This is a genomic window from Catellatospora sp. NPDC049111 (genome assembly GCF_040648615.1).
Classification (GTDB): Bacteria; Actinomycetota; Actinomycetes; order Mycobacteriales; family Micromonosporaceae; genus Catellatospora; species Catellatospora aurea.
In genome coordinates, this window is sequence record NZ_JBEZEB010000020.1 from 42,314 (window position 1) to 59,845 (window position 17,532).

Consider the following 17,532-nt stretch of genomic DNA (forward strand, 5'->3'; position numbering starts at 1 on the left):
GGATCACGCGCCACCGCACGCACATCCACACCACGAGGGATCCCCGATGAACGAACCAGGCGCCGCCGTCGCACTGCTGCAAGGAGCCTCCGCCGCAGCCGCCGAGGTGTTCAAGGCCATCCTCACCCGGGGTCCGATCAGCCGCATCGACATCGCCCGGCTGGCCGGCCTGTCCCAGGCCGCGGTCACCAAGGCGGTCGCGCCGCTCATCGACGTCGGCCTGGTCTCCGACCGCCTGCAGTCCCCACGCGACGGGCAGCCGGGACGCCCCGCGAACCCGCTGATGGTCGTGCCCGACGCGCTGGTCTGCCTCGGCATCAAAGTCAACGCCGACGAGGTCGTCGGCGTCGCCACCGACCTGACCACCCGCATCCTGGCCAGCGACCGCCGGCCGCTGGACGACACGAAGCTCGAGACCGTCGTCGATGCCATCGCGGCCACCACCGACCGGCTCGTCGGCCTGCTCGGCGAGCACGCCCGGCGGCTGTGCGCCGTCGCGGTCACGGTCTCCGGCGACGTCGACACGCAGGGCGGCACTGTCCGCGAGTCGGCGATCATGGGTTGGGCCGACGTGCCGCTCGCGGCGATCCTGACCGAGCGGCTCGGCCGCGACGTGCTCGTGGAGAACGACGTACGCGCCCTGACCATCGGCGAGCACTGGTTCGGCGTCGGTGTGGGCACCGCCTCGTTCGCGATCGTCACGATCGGCCGCGGCATCGGCAGCGGGCTGCACGTCAACGGCGAGGTCGTCGAAGGCGCCTACGGCGTGGCCGGCGAGATCGGGCACCTGCCGCTCACCTCACCGGACCGGACCTGCCCGTGCGGGCGACGCGGCTGCGTCGAGGCCGTCGCCGGGACCCCCGCGATCGTCGCCGAGGTGTCGCGCGGGCACGGCAGGCAACTGTCGATCGGCGAGGTCGTCGACCTGGCACACCACGGCGACCCGCTGGCGGTGCGCACGTTCGAGCAGGCGGCGACCGTGATCGGCACCGCGATCGCGACGCTGGTCAACCTCACCGGACCCGAACTGGTCATCATCGGCGGCGAGGCCGTCAGCGACTTCGACCTGTTCGAGGCGCACCTGCGGGCCGCGTTCGCCGAACACGCCTTCGGCGCGGCGGCCCGGTGCAGGATCGTCACCCGCCCGCACACCTTCGAGGACTGGGCCCGCGGCGCGTCCGCGTCGGCGATCCGGCGACTGGCCGAGAACCGCGACTGAGCCCGCAGCCGACCGACCCCGTCGACCCCGGAAGGACGCCATGACCGCGCCGACCGTCCTGTTCATCGGCGACAGCATCACCGACAGCGGCCGCCACGACGACCCGGACGGGCTCGGCGACGGCTACGTCCGCCGCGTCGCCGAGGCCGTCGGTCCGAAAGCACGCTGGCTCAACCGCGGGATCACCAGCAACAGCACCCGCGACCTGCTCGCCCGCTGGGACACCGACGTGCTCGCCGAACGCCCGGCGCTGGTCAGCGTGCTCGTCGGCATCAACGACACGTGGCGGCGATACCACCGCGCGGACCCGATGGCGACCGAGGAGTTCGACGCCAACTACCGGGCCCTGCTCGACCCGCTCGCCGCGAACGGGACACGGCTGGTGCTCGTCGAGCCGTTCCTGCTGCCCGTCGACGCCGAGCAGCGATCCTGGCGGTCCGATCTCGACCCGAAGATCGAGGTCGTACGCGCCCTCGCCCACGACTACGGCGCGGTCCTGGTCCCCGCCGACTCCGCGCTCAACGCCGCAGGCGACGCCGCGACCGTGGCACCCGACGGCTTCCACCCCGGCGAACACGGCACAGCGCTGCTGGCGGCGCTGTGGCTGCGGCACGCCGGACCCGCCGTCACCGCACTACAGCGGCCCTGACCCGGCCACCGAAGGAGCACCCCATGTCAGTGATCTCCCACGCCACTGCCTACCTGGTCGACCTTCCCGTGGAAGTGCCGCGCACGGATGCCGTCCAGGCGTTCCTCAAACAGGAGACGATCTTCGTCGAGATCGAGACCGCCGACGGCGGGCACGGGCGCGGCTACGCGTACACCATCGGCACCGGCGGCACCGCGGTGCTCGCCATGCTCACCGACTACCTGCTCCCCCGCCTGCTCGGACAGGACGCCGCCCGCCCCGAGGCGATCTGGCGCGACCTGCACGGCGCCACCCGGGCCACCACCGTCGGGGCCATCACCTCGCTGGCGCTGGCCGCCGTCGACACCGCCGTGTGGGACTGGCGCGCACGCGCGGCCGGGCTGCCGCTGTGGCGGCTGGCCGGCGGCGCCAAGGACCGGATCCCGCTCTACGACACCGAGATGGGCTGGCTGCACCTGAGCCCCGACGAGCTGGTCGAAGGCGCCCGGTCCGCGCAGCATTCGGGCATGACCGGCGTGAAAGTCAAGATCGGCAAGCCGTCGCTCGCCGACGACGTCGACCGGCTCACCGCCGTACGCTCCGCACTCGGGCCGAGCTTCGACATCATGGTCGACGCCAACCAGTCGATGACGCTGGCCGAAGCCGTCCGGCGGTCGCGGGCCCTGGCGCACCTCGACCTGTTCTGGCTGGAGGAGCCGCTACCCGCCGACGACATCGCCGGCCACGAGCGGCTCGCGCGGGCCACCGCCATCCCCATCGCCGTCGGCGAGTCGATGTACTCGGCAGGCCAGTTCGCCGAATACCTCACCCGGGGCGCGGCCACGATCGTGCAGGCCGACGTGGCGCGCGTCGGCGGCATCACACCCTGGCTGAAGATCGCCCACCTGGCCGAGGCGCACAACGTGGCCATCTGCCCGCACTTTCTGATGGAGCTGCACGTCAGCCTGTGCGCCGCCGTGCCGAACAGCCGCTACCTGGAGCACATCCCCCAGCTGCGCGCCATCACCAGGTCCGGCATCGAGGTCGCCGACGGGCACGCGCTCGCACCGGCACAGCCCGGCCTGGGCATCGACTGGGATCTCGACGCCATCGACAACCTGCGTACCACCTGACAGCACCGCCGACCTGGTAGGAACCGAGACCGACAGCCGCCGGACGCCTTCCGGGTCTGCTGCCGGTCGTCTCCTCCCCGCGGTCAGAACGTGGCGATCGGGTTGACCGGACTGCCCGACGTGCCAGCGAAACGGACCGGTGCGACCGCGAGCTGGAAGTCCCACTGGCCGAGCTCGGCTGCCGTCGACGCGCAGGCCTCCAGGTCGCAGTTGTCGAGCATCCACAGTCCCATGGCGACGAGGCTCACGGCGTGCACCGGCATCAGCACGTCCGGGTAACCCGAGGGCTGAACGTCCTGGGGGGTGTCGGCGCCGATCAGCGCGACCTGCCGTTCGTGCAGCCAGGGCAGGCAGGACGCGTGCCAGCCGGCCTGCGTGAAACCGCCGGCCGCACCGCGCTCGTGCCGGAAGCGGCCGTAGCCGGTCCGCAGCAGCACCGCGTCGCCGGGGCGCACCCGAACGCCCTGGCGGCGCTCGGCCTCCTCGAGGTCGTCGGGGGTCACGCCCTGCCCCGGCTCCAGCCACGGCACGTCGCGGACCCGTGCGATGTCCAGGAGGACACCACGGGTGATGATCCCGTCCGCCGCCGCGGTGACGGCCGCCCACGCCGATCCCGTCGCGCCGTCGATCAGCGCGTGCGGGCGCCCGTTGTACATCTTGCCGTCCCAGAGGATGTGGCACGGCGAGTCGAGGTGGGTGATGGTGTTGCCGTGGAAGGTGATGCCGAGCCGCTCGGAGGAGAAGCCCCAGCGCCGGTCGGCGTGGAAGGCGGCCACCGGCATGTTCTCGGCGCCCGGCATGTCAGCGGCGCACGGGCACGACGTCGTCGACCGCTCCATGTCGTCGGGCACGACGACCTCCCATGCGCACGACACGCTCCTGCCGTGGCGCACGGCGCGCGCCGCCGCCAGCCGGACGTCGTCGCCGATGTGGTTCAGGGTGCCGCGTTCGTCGTCGTCACCCCAGCGCCCCCAGTTCGACAGCGTGTCGAAGTACCCGAGCACGTCGTCCTGTGTGGGCATCGGTCGGCCTGCCGTCATCCCTCGACTCCTCCGGTCGCACCGCCCGGGGCCCCGCAGGTGGGGACGTTCCGCCCTCGCCTTCGGCATGACCGCCGCCCGTTCATGAGCGGGCCTGACACTACATCGACGGGCGGACAGTCGGCCGGTCGGCACGAGCAACACGCCCGCTGACAAACGCCCGGCCGGCGCGCGAACCGCGGCAGCCTCGACCAGTTCGCACACGGCCCCGGCCGGCGGTGGCTCCGCCGGCCGGGGCCGTGCATGGTGCGAGGGCTCTGCCGTCGGCGCGGTTCAGCTGCCGCAGGCGGTTCCGTTGAGGGAGAACCCGGTGGGCGCGGAACTGTTGCCGGTATGGGTCGCCTGGAAGCCGATGGTCGTCGACCCGCCCGGTGGGATCGAGCCGTTGTAGTTCACGTTGGTCGCGGTCACCTGCCCGCTGGTCGGTGAGTAGGTGGCGCTCCAGCCGGAGGTGATGTTCTGGCCGGAGGCGAGGGTGAAGCGCAGCGACCAGCCGTTGACGGCGGTCGAGCCGGTGTTGGTGATGGTGATGTTGTCGGTCAGCCCGTTGTTCCACGGATTGAGCGCGTTGGTCACGCGGCAGCCTCCGCTGCCGCCGCCAGGCGAACTCGACGCACTCGGCCGGGGACTCGCGCTGGCCGACGCGCTCGGGCTGGCCGGCGGGTTGCCGCCCTCGCTGACGGTGATGTTGGAGCTTCCGCTGCTCTGGTAGCCCTCGGTCGCCATGATCTGGTAGTTGTGGGTGCCCAGCGTGAGGCCCAGCCGCGACCACGCGTTGAAGTGGTTGGCGGTGGTGATGGTGCCGCTGGTCCGGTGCTGCTGGCGCACGCTCCAGTACTGGTAGAACGTCGCGGTGCCGATGATCGACGGCTGGTTGACCCGCTGGGTGCGGTAGATGTCGTACGTGGCGCCGTCGGTGGTGACCGAACCCAGCCGGGTCGTGCCCGTGCTCGGGTTGTAGCTGCCGAAGTCCTCCACGACGTAGTACTCGATGAGCGGGTTGGTGGTCCAGCCGTACAGCGCCAGGTAACCGTTGCCGTTGGGGCTGAAGCTGCCCGAGTAGTTCACCGTGTGGCTGGACCCGGGGTTCCAGCCCTTGCCGACGACGGTGTTGTTCATGTTGCTCCACTGGACGCTGTACTGGCCGCCCGCGCCCAGGTTCATGGTGACGTTGCCGTTGTCCTTCCAGTACGAGTAGAAGAAGCCGTTGTGGTAGCCGGTGGAGTTCGAGGTGATGGTCCGGTCGGCCTCGGCATGGGCCGTGCCGGCCACGACGATCGACGCTGCGGCCAGCACGACGGCGCACGCGCCGCCGATGAGCGCGTTGACCCGGCTGCGCCTGCGCGGCAGCGGGAGGGACGGTTGGTCGTTCACGCGAGTGTTTCCTTCACGAAAGGGCAGCCAGCGGGCAAGGCTGCGGGGAATCGACTCGATGCCGTCGGGGCCGTCCGGGCGGGCGGCCGTCAGGGAACGGCGGAGCGTGCCGGTGACGCGTGGGCGTGGTCCGGTCGACAGCCAGGTGCCAGGTCATGGCCATGGCCGAGGACCGCCGATCGTCGACAATCATCGATGCTCGCAGTATTGGACCGTCCCGCCGAACCTGTCAACAACTTCCGGAAATTATCGGCGAAACGCCGCCGCATCCACCCCACCCAACGTGAGGATGCTGCCATGTGACCAGAGCATCCGAGATTCCGGAAGTTTCAGCGCGAGCACATGCCCGACCGCAAGGACCGCCCGGCCGCCGGCAAGTCGACTTCCGCGACGGGCGGGTACGTCACCTACGAGACCGCGGCCTGGCATACGGCACGCGCCTGGCCGGGATCGCAGCCGGAATACAACGAAGCCGGCACGGCCCACAGGTGCCACCGCCGGGCGAGCAGCAGCACGGGCGCAAGCCTGTCCCTGTTCCCATATAGGCCTTGATGACCGTTTCATGGCTTATGCTGGCCGCCGTGATCCGTGCCCTGCCCGCCCGTCGCGCCGCCGTCGGCCTCACCGCCGCGGCGATGCCGTTAATCCTGGCCGCGGCCGCCGACGAAGAACCCCATCCGGAGATCACGGTCAAGGATGTGCTGCGCGCCGGCAAGGCCCTCAAGCAACTGGTCAAAGCCGGTGCCGGCGGCAGCGACCGGCAGGAGATCCTCGAAGGCCTGACCGACGGCGACCGCGTCGTCGTCAGCGGGCTGGCACAGATCGTCGACGGAATGACCGTCGAGTGACCGGCATCGTCGAAGCACGCCAGGCCACCCGCCACCACCGTATCGGCCAGACCGGCGTCACCGCGCTGCGCGCGGTCGACCTGACCCTGGCCCGCGGCGAGCACCTGGCCATCACCGGGCCGTCGGGCTCAGGCAAGTCGACGCTGCTGCAACTACTGGGCGGGCTCGACCGGCCCACCTCGGGACGGGTGCTCATCGACGGGCAGGACACGACCCGGCTGCCGCAGGCCGACCTGGCCCGCATCCGCAACCGCGTCATCGGCTTCGTGTTCCAGGCCTTCCACCTGCAACTGCGGATCAGCGCCCTGGACAACGTCGCACTGCCGCTGGTGTACGCCGGCGTACGCCGCGACGAGCGACGCCGCCGCGCGGCCGAGATGCTGGCCCGCGTGGGCCTGGCCGACCGGGCGCGGCACCAGCCGGGCCAGCTGTCCGGCGGCGAGCAGCAGCGGGTCGCCGTGGCCCGCGCCCTGGTCACGCAGCCGGCGGTCCTGCTGGCCGACGAGCCCACCGGCAACCTCGACTCCGCGACCGGCGAACAGCTGCTGGACCTGCTGACCGAACTCAACGCCGAGCGCGGCGTGGCCCTGGCGATCGTCACACACGACCGCGACATCGCCGCCCGCGCCGCCCGCCGCATCGTGATGCGCGACGGCCGCATCGTCGACGACACGCACCGGGAGACCCGTTGAGGATCACCGAAGCGGTACGCGTCGCCGCCGCCGCACTGCTCGCCGCACGCCTGCGGGCCGGCCTGACCATGCTCGGTGTCGTCATCGGGGTCAGCTCGGTGATGGTGCTGATCGCGATTGGCGACGGCACCCGCCGCGAGGTGGCCGGGCAGGTCGACCAGCTCGGCTCGAACCTGCTGCTGGTGCTGCCGGGCAAGGTGGAGTTCAACATGCCCACCCGGTCCCGGATGCAGCTGGCCGACGTCGACGCGGTCGCCCGGGTCGTCGGCGACCCCGCGCGGGTCGCCGCCTCGGTCGCCTCCGGCGAGATGGTCCAGGCCGGCACCGCCAAGACGTTCACCACGGTCGCGGGCGTGCTGGAGAACAACCGCAACGTGCTGGTACGCGACCTGGCGCGCGGCAGCTACCTCACGCGCTCCGACGTGGACGTCGCCCGCCGGGTCGCGGTGCTGGGCGCGGCGGTCGCCCGTGCCCTCTACGGCGACACCGACCCGGTCGGGCGGCAGATCACCGTCGCCGGGGTGCGGTTCCGGGTGGCCGGGGTGTTCGCGCCGCTCGGGCAGAGTCTCGGCGTGGACCGCGACGACGAGGTGCACATCCCGCTGACCACGGCACAGCGGCTGTTCGCCACGACCCGGGTGGACGGGTTGGCCGTACGTGCCGACGACCCGGCCACTATGACCGCGCTCGGTGACCGGATCGTCGCCGAGCTGGCCGAACGTCACCCCGACAGCGAGTTCACCGTCGTCACCCAGGACCAGATCCTGTCCGTGCTCGGCGACATCCTGGCGGTGCTCACCGGCGTACTCGGCGCCACCGCGGGCATTTCGCTGCTGGTCAGCGGCGTCGGCGTCGCCAACATCATGCTCGTGTCGATCCGCGAACGCACCCGCGAGATCGGCCTGCGCATGGCCGTCGGCGCCCGACCCGCCGACATCACCGCCCAGTTCCTGGCCGAGGCCGTACTGCTGACCAGTATCGGCGGGGTGCTAGGCATCGCCTTGGGCGCGGGGGCAACGGTCGCCGTCGAGCGCTTCACTCCCCTGCCGACACTGCTGACCGGGTGGGCGGTGCTGCTGTCGTTCTGCGTGGCGGCCGGCGTCGGACTGGTCTTCGGCGTCCTGCCCGCCCTGCGCGCCGCCCGGCTGGACCCCGTGCCCGCTCTGCGCGCTGAATAACGGGGCTCCGGTCGGCGTCCTGACGGTCGGGTGTGCCTTGTACCTGCCAGGACCCGATGGCGTGTGTCGCCGACCCGCCGTGTTCACTGGTCGGCAGCTGGTTCTAGATGACTTCCGGGAGCTCTTCTACCGTGACGCCCGTTGACAGTGATGTGCTCGCAGAAGCGTGGTCCGACGCGATTCGCGGCATCTGCGAGACCACCCCGCAGGGTTGGTACGCCGAGCAAGGCAATGTCCGGGCGGGCGTGACTCGGACCGCCATCCCGTCGCTGAACGTCGCGTTCAGCATCTCCCCCGACCCGGATCTGACATCGCTGGAAGACCTGGCTGCCGAGGTGGGCAGGCTGGGTGTCCCCTGGTCGGTCATCGTCCGCGGCGCGGGCGACGAGGTCGCCGACCTCGCGGCCCGGCACGGCCTGCTCAAGCGTGGCGGCCTACCGGTGATGGCCTGCGCCGCCGAGGACGCCGTGCTCGTCGGCGATGAGCGGCGATCGTGGGTGCACGCGATCGACGCGGCGGCCAGTGACATCTACACCGATACGCTCACCGCGGGTTTCGAAGTGCCCGACGGCACCTTCGGCACCCTGATGGGCGGCCGGGTCCTGGACTCGCCGGGGGTCACCGGTTATCTGGCTGACGAGTCCGGCGTGCCGGTCGGGACGGGGCTGGGGTATTGCGGCCGCGGCACGGTCGGGGTGTTCAACATCGCCGTGGTGCCGTCGTCCCGCGGCCGAGGCGTGGGCCGCGCGCTGACCGCGCGAGTGATGGCAGACGGCTTCGGGGCAGGCGCCCGGGTGGCGTACCTCAATCCCTCGGCGGACGGCTGGAAGCTGTACGAGTCGATGGGATTTCGCCTGGTGGAGACGTGGGCCATGTTCACCGCCGCCTGAACGGCGTCGGTGCTGCCGCCGGTTACTTCGCGAGCGTGGATGCGGTAGCGTCCCGCCGTTTCGAAGCCGATGCCCGCGTAGACCGGCTCACCTTCCTTGCTCGCCTGCAGGGTGGCGATGCGCCTGCGTGCGTTACCGGCACGGCGCGCTGGTGCGCGCCGTGCCGGTGGAGCTCAGGCTGCGAAGCGTCGTCGCGTGATCAACACCAGCAGCGTGCCGCCCAGCGCCGCGGCCAGGCCGATGCCGATGATGAGACCCGTGTTGGAGCCGGTGGTGGGCAACTGACCCTCGGTGTCGGGCGAAGGGCTGGCGGTGCCCGTCTCACCGGAGGCCAGCACCGATACCCGGATCGCGGCGGTGTTGTTGGCGGGGGTCGGGTCCTCGTAGTCGTTCTCGGGGTGCTGGCCGTTCGGGTTGGAAAGCGTCGCGTTGATGCTTCCCTCGCCGACGGTCGCTGACACGATCTTCAGCGGCCAGGTGACGCGACGCGCGTTCGCCGCCCCCGGGTGCACGACGTTGAACCAGCAGCTCATCGAGGTCTTGGACGCGGTACGGCTGATGCAACCGAAGTCTTCTGGCATGGTGATCTGCGCGAGCGGCAGGAATTCGGTGCCGGCGGGCGCGGTCAGCTTGATCATGCCCGGGGAGTCCCATACCGCGTCCAGCCCGACGTTGGTGAGGGTCCATTCAAAATTGACCGTGTCGCCGACGTGCCCCTGGGCCGGCGCGGCCGTGGTCACCACGAAGTCGGACTCCGGCTTGACCCGGTCCGCCCTGAGGGTCACGCCCATCGGCGAGCCTTCTCCGACAGTGACGGCCATCTTGACCTGGGGCTGGCCGGGCGGGCCGGGCGGAGAGATCCGGTGACGGAAGGAGAACTCCTCGGTCTTACCGGCGGTGATTTCCCTGGTGTATGTGCACTCCACGGTGGCGGCCGGCGCGACGCCGAGCGCCCGGCAGGCCGGATCGGCCTGGTCGGCCAGGAACCCGGCCGGTGCGCCCAGCTGGGTCGTGTCCAGGTCGAATCGGAAGGTGACCTGCTGCGTGCCGACGTGACCGATCGCCATGACGACCTTGTCCACGATCAGGGTGTCGCGGGTGGCGACGACATCGCCGACCGAGTTGATGCCACTCACCGGGACACTCGGGTTGGTCTGCTGCGCCGCGACCGGGGTCGCGAGGACGGCGGTTCCCATCAGTGCCGCGAGCAGGGCGCCCGGGAATGCGGCGGCGCGCAGAGGCAGCCGTCGGCGAATGCGTGCCACGTTTGTTCCCCCATGAAAGGCTTCAAGAGCAAAGGCAGGCAGACGATAACGGAGAGATCATCTTCGCGCAACGGGCGGTAGTCGCAGTTGTGGCCGTCTGGGGCATTGGTGTCGTTCGCCAGTCGGTCGTCGATCACGTGGCGACACCACGGCCCTGATGTCGAACGGCGCCGACGCCGGCCTCCGTGCGGAGGCCGGCGTCGGCATACGTTGCGAGACTAGAACGGCGGGTTATAGCAGTCGATGAAGGTGACCTCACCGTTTCGGGGATCACGCCAGTAGTCCGGCCACTCCATCGCCTGACGGGTCTCCGGCCCGAATACGCCGTCGGCGCTCACGCCGAGGCGGTTTGCCTGGAGCCACCGAACGGCATCCACCGTGCCGGTGCCGTAGGCGCCGTCTGCCCCTCCGGTGTCGCGGATGCGCTGGGCGGCAGGGGTGGTGCGGTAGCAGCGAAGGATGGCCCACTGCAGCGCCTCCACCGCGTTGGGGCTGCCCGTCTGCCACTGCATGTAACAGCTGAGACCGTTGCCGGTACGCGCGGGAACCACGTAGTAGTTGTTGACGGCCAGTCCATCGGTGCGATGCACCGTAGTGTTGCACGGACCGTAGGCGGCGTGGGCCGGCGCAGCCGCCATCGGGCTGGCTACCAGACCGGCGGAGATGAGGAGAGCCGAAGCTCCCAACAATCCGATCCGTCTGCGGAGCGTCATGGATACTCGTTGCACGGTGCAGTCCTTCTGTCGGTGATCTCGCCTCAGCGACGGCCTTGCCATGAACCATAGGGTTATCGTGGGTTTCGGACTTTGCCGTCCGTGCAGGGAACTTTGTCTACGATGCACCGCTTCAGTCGTGCCGCATCACGCGAGATCCTGCGCCTGCCGGGTCGAAGCCGTTGCCCTGCGGGCAGACTCATCAGGGATCCGTCGGGGACCGGACTTGTCGAGGGAGTACGTGTGGGGGAACCGTCAAACCGCCTGCATGAGCGACGCAGACGACGGGCTGCCTCATGAGTCCCGTCCTGGACACGGCGTTCATCCCGCCGCACGACCGGGAGGAGGCGATCCGGCATGCGGTGTGGGATTCCGTGGTCGCGGTCGACATCGACCACCGGCCTGCGGCTGAGGACATCTCCGTCCGCATGGGTCTCAGCGCCATCGGTCCCGTCAGGATCTGTTCGGCGCGGGCGACGGCGGTCACCGTCCACCGGACGCAGCGGCTGGCCCGGGTGGACGAGGAACCGGCCGTCTTCCTCGGCTTGCAGGTGACGGGCACCAGCCTCGTGGCGCAGAACGGTCGCGAGTGCACACTGGGGCCAGGGGAATTCACCGTGTACGAGTCGATCGCTCCCTACACACTCAGCTTCGCCGAGGGAGTCGACCACCACTTCGTGCGTTTCCCCCGCGCGGCGCTCGCGCTCCCCGACCGGCTGATACGAGACACCACCTCGATCACGTTGGGATCCGACAACCCCCTCGCGCGCCTCGCCTCCACCTACTTCCGTCAACTCGTCGTCGACGGCGAGCTGCACCAGGGCGGGCACGCCGATGCCGCCGTGGAACCCAGCGTCGAACTCCTCCGTGCCGTCCTGACGTCCCAGCACGGCAGCTCCAGCCTGGCCAAGGCACCGTTGGAGGCGACCCTCAGCCTGCGCATCACTCATTACGTCAGGCAGAATCTGGCTGATCCGGATCTGTCCGCGGCACGGATAGCCGCCGTGCACAACATCTCCGTACGTCACCTCTACGCTGTGCTGTCCCGGTCGGGCATCAGCCTCGGCGACTGGATCCGCACACGCCGCCTGGCCGAATGCAGGCGCGAGCTGGCCGGCCCGAACGGTCGGCTACGGGCCATCGCGGCGATCGCGCGAAGCTGGGGCTTCATCGACGCGACGCACTTCAGCAAGGTGTTCAAACAAGCCTACGGAATCTCGCCTCGGGCCTGGCGCAACCAGAACCACCCGCGCTCCGCCGCATGACAGCCGCCGCGCGGCTCAGCGGCCGATAGCCAGGTAGTGCCGCCGCTGCTCGGGCTCCAAGTGCTCGATCGCCGCGCGAAGCAGTACGCGGGGCGCGGTGGCGGCGTATCGGTCGAGGTAGCCCAGCAGCCGGGCTCGGTCGGTCTTGCCGGCCTCGCGGAGCATGCCCCCGGTGGTCGAGGCGAGCATCAGATGGTCGTCGTCGGCCAGGATCTCGGCGAGGGCGAAGGTGTCGTCAACCTGCCCTTGGCGCAGAAAGTGCAGCGTGCAGAAGATCGCGATCCGGCGTTCCTGCGGCAGCGGCGACCGGGCCAACCCGTAGAGCACGTCGCGGGGCTTGTCGAACAGGTGGCGGCCGACGACGTGGTGGGCGCTCACGTCCACCAGGTCCCAGGTCGCGATCCGGTCGGTGCGGCGCAGGTAGAGCTCGTACAGCTCGCGCAGGCGGTCTGGCGTGGTCTGCTTGCGCTGCGCCTGGTGGCCCATGACGCTGACCGCGCCGACCCGCTCCTCGTGGGTCGCCCCTTCGAGGAGTTTCTCGATCTCGGTCGGTGGCAGCTGGGCGTACTCCTTGGCGAGTTTGAAGATCTCGCGCATGGGCAGCGTGCCGTCCGCGGACCGCAACCCGCCGAGCCGCTCGCGAAATTCGGCCGCGGTGAGGTTCATATCGAGCATGAGACCACGTCCTGCGTGTCCCTGGCACGCTCCCGCGCATTGACCAACCCGTTTCGCCTACTGCCAGGCTCGGGAGACGAGTGTTGCTGCCCGCACACACCCCTCGGCCGGGCGGCCATGTTCAATCGAAGTGGACGACCAGGCGCACGCCGTCGTCGCCGAACTTGCCCGCCAGTGCGCTCATGACGGCGAACACGTGTTCCCATCCGCTACCGGATCCGATCACTTCGGCGCGGCTGCCGGGGTCGTACGTCAGCACTGCCCCGGGCACCTCGTGCCGGCCGTAGGTGTCGCCGGGCACGTCGCCCCACGGCAGTCGGCCGAACTGTTCGATGATCTCGGCTGGCCACAGATCGCCGACCCACCACCTGCGATGCGAGGCCTTCTCGTGAAGTCGGATGCATCCCCGGGACACGGGTGGTTGCACCGCCATGTCGAGATCCCTGAGTTCTCCCCAACCCACCCACGTCAGACCATGGATGTCGTTCGGATCGAACTTCGCGATCCTGTCGCGCAGCTCCGTGCTCGCATCGGCCGGCAGCCCCCGGGCTTCGGCCAGTGGTATCCATCCCTGGTAGTTGCGTACACCGAACAGGCAGCCGAACGCCGCGTAGTCCTGATCGGTGAGCAACGGGAACAGGTCCATGGCCACGGTCCACGGTTCTTCGTCCGACCAGTACTCATGATCTGCGAACGGATAGCGGACTTCGATGCAGCCGTAGATGTCCGTGGTCACGGGCGCATCCTGCCAGCTCAGGAGGTGATGCGCCAAACACGATGCGGCGGGACCATCCGGTCCGCTTCGACCTGCTGTCACCTGGTAGCCGACGCTGTGGATGGTGCTGACGGTCCGTTTACCTCCCGGCCACCCTCGAGGGCCGAAAGCTGATGGACCGAAGATCCGCGTCGTGGGAGCCTCATCGCCATGGAGCCACACGGTGAGCAAGCCGCCAGCGAGGTGCTGCATCAACGCGGCTGGCGCAAGGCATTCACTGTGTCGGAAATGGTCGACAAGTGGGCATCGCTCGTGAGTGAGGTAGAAGGCGGTTACGGCGACATGGTCGAGGAGTACGCCAACGATCTCTATAGCCGGAATTGGCTCCACAAAGCATGGCCGTTGGTCACTGATCGCGTGATAACGGTCTGGACTCCGCGGATCAGATCGCTCGATGATCGGTTCAAAGAGGCAACCATCTTCGATGACGGTCAGGCGCTGTCACACTTCCATCGGATCAGCGACTTCGATCCCACCGACATGTGGTGGTGGCGTCGGCATCCTCGACGGCTCGTCGGCGAGTTGGGTGATTCGCTCCGCGCCGTTGGCGCGTCCGACTGATCGCCAAGGCTGGGCGAGTGGGGATCTCCCTGCGGCGGCAGCTTCAGACCACATCAGGGATTCTCACGAAGGAGCCCGGCGGCGGGCCGTGCGCGACCAGCCACCGGGCTCAGGGGCGGGGTCAGCCGGTGGCAGCCAACCTCGGCGTGCCCGCCGCGCTCGCCTGCCGCCGTTCCAGCAGGGTCTTGCCCCACCAGAACATGCCGCGGGCCAGACACACGATCGTGACCGCGAAGAACAGCGTGTAGACGATGTTGAACTGCATGAGCGCGCCGTAGACGAAGGCCACGCTCGATCCGAACATGAACTGCCACTTGAACGGCGTCGGTGTCGTGCCCGGGTCGGTGATCATGTAGTTGGTGAACAGGACGAACGCGACGCCGGTCATCACGGCCAGGGACGCCCACAGGGCGACGTCCCAGATCCAGTGCCGCAGGAGCGCCTGGATGACGAACGCGCCCAGCCAGCCGACGATGAGGCCGACCTTCTTGGTGAGCACCGCGTTGAGCACCGTGCCGGCGGTGAGGATGATCAGCGGAACGGCGATACGGATCATGTCCGGCACGTTCTCGGTGAAGTGGTACGGCGGGGCGACGTTGACCCACGAGAACGCCAGCAGGGTGATGGTGATGCCGAAGTTCGACGGGTTCATGAAGTGCCGCATGCGGCCCTTGATCGGCGCCTGGAGCACCGCCTTCTGGCCGATCGCGACGACCACGGCGAAGGCGATGGGCCAGAAGATGTCATTGGCGTAGAGCAGCATGTTCGCCGCCAGCGCCGTGATGTGGGTCGGCAGCAGGAACGTGTATACGCCCCAGACGCCGTGTCCGCGGAAACCCACGGGCCGTCGCTGCGCCCAGGCCGAGACGAGCTCGACCACGATCTCGGTGGTGTAGCCGACGGCCAGGGCGAACAGCGGCCAGGTCCAGGGCTGCTCGAAGCCGAGCACCGTGTACCCGAGGATGTTGAAGACGCTCATGGAGATGGCGAAGTTGCGCAGCGCCTTGTAGCGGGGGTCGGCGTTGTCGACCCGCTCCGGCTTCGTCGCCGGCGTGACGCTGGTGGCGGGTGCCGCGTCGGTGCGGGCCTGCTGCCCGGGTGTTCTGCGGACCGTGATGGATGGCGTGGCCACCTGTTCGACGTGGGTCATCGCGACGGCACCTCCTGGGCCTTGTCGGTGAGCATGATGTCGTGCCAGCCCGCGGCCAGGTCCAGCCGCTGGCGGTGGGCGGCGCCGTCCAGCGAGCGCCAGCACAGTTCGACCGCGACCGGCTTGCCGCCGGTCTGGCCGAGGCCGAAGAACACGTCGAAGCTGCGCTTGCCGGAGTGGCCGCCGCCGCCGTCGAGCTGGGCGACGCGGGTGCTGCCGTCGGCCATGGTCACCTTGGCGACGGCGCCGTAGGCGGGGGTGCCGATCGGGCCGCCGGGCGTGCCGTTCGCGACGGGGCGGTGCAGCCGCAGGCCCAGGAAGTCACCCTGCGTGGGGGCGGTGTTGCGGTAGTAGACGGGGGGTCCCCACTGGCGGGCCACCGCGAAGTCCTGGTGTCCGTCGCCGTTGGTGTCGGCGACGGCGATCCCGCGGCTCGGGGTGGTGTCGGTCATGCCGAGGTCGGCGGCGATGTCGACGAACTTCTCGCCGTCCTCGCGGACCCAGAACGCGAACGGCTGTGAGCCGGAGATGTCGTCGCCGGGCTCGGCCTTGGGCCACATGTCGGGTTCGCGCAGCAGCAGGTCGTTGGTCATCGCCAGTTCCTGCAGCCAGTTGAATCGGTTGATCTTGCCCTTGACGAAGCCGACCGCCTGCACGAGCGCGACCTGGCCGCTGTTGTCGAAGTCGGCCATCTTCGCGTCCCAGCCCCAGCCGATCCAGGCCATGTTCATCTTGGCGGCCTGGTTGCGGAAGGGTGCGTCGCCGTCGGCCATGCGGCGCCGGGCGTCTTCGGGGTCGGCGGCGTCGTTGCGCCAGACCATGTTGCTCTCCTCCAGGCCCCAGCTGGAGGTGATGTTGCTGACGAACATGTCGAACTTTCCGGTGCCGGCGAGGTCGCCGAACTCGATCGACATGCCTTTGAACGAGTCGTGCCCGACCACGAGCGACTTCGGGTCCAGCGGGCCGCGGCTGCCTTCTGCCAGTTCGAACTTGATCCGGCCGGGTGTGGAGGCGTTGTGGAAGAAGCGGTCGTTGCCGAAGTCGTTGGCCAGGTAGAGCTCCGGCAGCAGGTCGCCGTCGAGGTCGGCCGAGGAGGCGCCCAGCGTCCAGCCGGTGGCGAAGGCAGGATCGATGGCCACCTGCTCCTCGAACTTGACGGAGGTCGCGTCGGCGCCTGTCCAGCGCAGCACGTGGGCGCCGCCCGCGTTCTGCGCCCGCGACATCGAGTGGTTCATCTGCACAATGGGCTGGCCCTGCGGGTCGAGCACCGCCGTGTCCGGGAAGTAGTTGAACACGCCGATGTCGGGTCCGCCGTCGCCGTCGAAGTCCGCGACCGCGACCGCGTTGGTGTTCCACAGTTTGCCGTGGTAGCCCCCGCTGGGCGAGGTGGGGCCGGGGATGAGCTCGGTCGGCAGGAAGCTGCGCATGCTCAGCGGCGCGGCCTGGGCGCGGTTGAGGAACAGCACCGGGGTGCGTCCCCAGTAGTAGACGAGCAGGTCGTGCCAGCCGTCGCGGTTGAAGTCGCCGGGCACGCAGCCCATCGGCGAGATGGTGGCGCCCGTGGGTAACGGGGCCGGGTCGAGCACGAACGGCGGATAGCTGTCGCCGCTGTCGGGGGCGGGGGTGACGATGGCGGCGTCGGAGCGGGTGTCGACCAGGCACAGGTCGTTGGGTCGCCCGCCGCCGTCGAGGTCGTTGACGGCGATGGCGGCGCCGACGGACGAGATCCACGCCCGGATGTGCTGGTACTTGGGGTTGACCTCGCGCACGGTGCGCTGCGGCAGCCCGGGTGGCAGGGCGATGGGCAGTTCCCGGAAGGCGAACCGGGACACCAGCGACGCCCGGTCGGCGGCCGAGACCTCGGGTAGTTGTGCTACGACGAACAGCGTGCCGACCATGGCCAGCACGAGAGCCGCCGGACTCAGCCGACGGAGCAGGCCGGGTGTTGGGTGCATGGAATCCCCTCGGTGGCAGGGCTCACCGCCCGAGGCACGACGACGCCGGGCGAGGAGACGGACTGGTTGTTTCGTGCCGTTGGCTACCGAGGCCGACAGGATTCTCGACGCCGTCCTCGACCTCGATATCGTGGCGGGATCCGGCGGGGCGTGTCTTCTCGGGGAATGCTC

General features: G+C 69.6%; 17 protein-coding genes. 9 read left to right on the forward strand and 8 right to left on the reverse strand.

Annotated features, from left to right (window positions below; all coding sequences use genetic code 11):
• The first annotated feature begins 46 nt into the window (after positions 1 to 46).
• The 3 genes from AB0B66_RS25015 to AB0B66_RS25025 are packed head-to-tail and all read left to right on the forward strand — an operon-like array spanning position 47 to position 2,980.
• Positions 47 to 1,219: an ROK family transcriptional regulator gene (locus tag AB0B66_RS25015; protein ID WP_360534361.1), complete on the forward strand. Its 1,173-nt coding sequence runs from the start codon at positions 47 to 49 to the stop codon at positions 1,217 to 1,219.
• Between the two features lie 40 nt (positions 1,220 to 1,259).
• Positions 1,260 to 1,868 (forward strand): GDSL-type esterase/lipase family protein, encoded by a 609-nt coding sequence (locus AB0B66_RS25020; protein WP_360534363.1) that lies wholly within the window; start codon positions 1,260 to 1,262, stop codon positions 1,866 to 1,868.
• Between the two features lie 23 nt (positions 1,869 to 1,891).
• Positions 1,892 to 2,980 carry a mandelate racemase/muconate lactonizing enzyme family protein gene (locus tag AB0B66_RS25025; protein WP_360534365.1) on the forward strand — a complete coding sequence of 363 codons (1,089 nt, stop codon included), beginning with the start codon at positions 1,892 to 1,894 and terminating at the stop codon, positions 2,978 to 2,980.
• A gap of 83 nt (positions 2,981 to 3,063) precedes the next feature.
• Here the strand turns inward: AB0B66_RS25025 and AB0B66_RS25030 are convergent, their stop codons facing one another.
• Together AB0B66_RS25030 and AB0B66_RS25035 are read right to left on the reverse strand one after the other, a co-directional pair.
• Entirely contained in the window at positions 3,064 to 4,020 is a 957-nt protein-coding gene (locus AB0B66_RS25030; protein WP_360534367.1) for a cyclase family protein, read from the reverse strand.
• Between the two features lie 273 nt (positions 4,021 to 4,293).
• Complete coding sequence (locus AB0B66_RS25035; protein ID WP_360534369.1) at positions 4,294 to 5,394, reverse strand: glycoside hydrolase family 11 protein; 1,101 nt, start codon at positions 5,392 to 5,394, stop codon at positions 4,294 to 4,296.
• A gap of 581 nt (positions 5,395 to 5,975) precedes the next feature.
• Between AB0B66_RS25035 and AB0B66_RS25040 the strand changes: the two genes are divergently transcribed.
• The 4 genes from AB0B66_RS25040 (at position 5,976) to AB0B66_RS25055 (ending at position 9,002) form a co-directional block, all read left to right on the forward strand.
• Positions 5,976 to 6,242 (forward strand): hypothetical protein, encoded by a 267-nt coding sequence (locus AB0B66_RS25040; RefSeq protein WP_360534371.1) that lies wholly within the window; start codon positions 5,976 to 5,978, stop codon positions 6,240 to 6,242.
• The gene (locus tag AB0B66_RS25045; protein WP_360534373.1) at positions 6,239 to 6,934 is read left to right on the forward strand and encodes an ABC transporter ATP-binding protein; all 696 of its coding nucleotides are present in this window, start codon (positions 6,239 to 6,241) and stop codon (positions 6,932 to 6,934) included. The genes AB0B66_RS25040 and AB0B66_RS25045 overlap by 4 nt, the downstream gene beginning before the upstream one ends.
• Positions 6,931 to 8,112, forward strand: a complete 1,182-nt coding sequence (locus tag AB0B66_RS25050; RefSeq protein WP_360534375.1) for an ABC transporter permease — start codon at positions 6,931 to 6,933, stop codon at positions 8,110 to 8,112. Before AB0B66_RS25045 ends, AB0B66_RS25050 begins: the two co-directional genes overlap by 4 nt.
• Positions 8,113 to 8,243: 131 nt before the next feature.
• Positions 8,244 to 9,002 carry a GNAT family N-acetyltransferase gene (locus AB0B66_RS25055; protein WP_360534377.1) on the forward strand — a complete coding sequence of 253 codons (759 nt, stop codon included), beginning with the start codon at positions 8,244 to 8,246 and terminating at the stop codon, positions 9,000 to 9,002.
• Positions 9,003 to 9,175: 173 nt separating this feature from the next.
• Here the strand turns inward: AB0B66_RS25055 and AB0B66_RS25060 are convergent, their stop codons facing one another.
• Positions 9,176 to 10,267: an LPXTG cell wall anchor domain-containing protein gene (locus AB0B66_RS25060; protein WP_360534379.1), complete on the reverse strand. Its 1,092-nt coding sequence runs from the start codon at positions 10,265 to 10,267 to the stop codon at positions 9,176 to 9,178.
• A gap of 218 nt (positions 10,268 to 10,485) precedes the next feature.
• Positions 10,486 to 10,980 carry a peptidoglycan-binding domain-containing protein gene (locus AB0B66_RS25065; protein ID WP_360534381.1) on the reverse strand — a complete coding sequence of 165 codons (495 nt, stop codon included), beginning with the start codon at positions 10,978 to 10,980 and terminating at the stop codon, positions 10,486 to 10,488.
• Positions 10,981 to 11,276: 296 nt separating this feature from the next.
• Between AB0B66_RS25065 and AB0B66_RS25070 the strand changes: the two genes are divergently transcribed.
• Positions 11,277 to 12,245 carry a helix-turn-helix domain-containing protein gene (locus AB0B66_RS25070; RefSeq protein ID WP_360534383.1) on the forward strand — a complete coding sequence of 323 codons (969 nt, stop codon included), beginning with the start codon at positions 11,277 to 11,279 and terminating at the stop codon, positions 12,243 to 12,245.
• Between the two features lie 15 nt (positions 12,246 to 12,260).
• Here AB0B66_RS25070 and AB0B66_RS25075 read toward each other — a convergent pair whose 3' ends face one another.
• Both AB0B66_RS25075 and AB0B66_RS25080 read right to left on the reverse strand, forming a co-directional pair.
• Positions 12,261 to 12,920 carry a DNA alkylation repair protein gene (locus AB0B66_RS25075; RefSeq protein WP_360534385.1) on the reverse strand — a complete coding sequence of 220 codons (660 nt, stop codon included), beginning with the start codon at positions 12,918 to 12,920 and terminating at the stop codon, positions 12,261 to 12,263.
• A 121-nt stretch (positions 12,921 to 13,041) separates the two neighbouring features.
• A complete protein-coding gene (locus tag AB0B66_RS25080) occupies positions 13,042 to 13,656 on the reverse strand; it encodes a hypothetical protein (protein WP_360534387.1) in 615 nt (204 codons plus the stop codon).
• 189 nt (positions 13,657 to 13,845) lie between these two features.
• Between AB0B66_RS25080 and AB0B66_RS25085 the strand changes: the two genes are divergently transcribed.
• A complete protein-coding gene (locus tag AB0B66_RS25085) occupies positions 13,846 to 14,256 on the forward strand; it encodes a hypothetical protein (RefSeq protein ID WP_360534389.1) in 411 nt (136 codons plus the stop codon).
• Between the two features lie 121 nt (positions 14,257 to 14,377).
• On the opposite strand, the gene AB0B66_RS25090 is transcribed toward AB0B66_RS25085, so the two are convergent.
• Positions 14,378 to 15,406 carry an enediyne biosynthesis protein gene (locus AB0B66_RS25090; protein WP_360534391.1) on the reverse strand — a complete coding sequence of 343 codons (1,029 nt, stop codon included), beginning with the start codon at positions 15,404 to 15,406 and terminating at the stop codon, positions 14,378 to 14,380.
• On the reverse strand, positions 15,403 to 17,361 hold the full coding sequence (locus AB0B66_RS25095; protein WP_360534393.1) for a CRTAC1 family protein: 1,959 nt from the start codon (positions 17,359 to 17,361) through the stop codon (positions 15,403 to 15,405). Before AB0B66_RS25095 ends, AB0B66_RS25090 begins: the two co-directional genes overlap by 4 nt.
• Positions 17,362 to 17,532 lie beyond the last annotated feature (171 nt).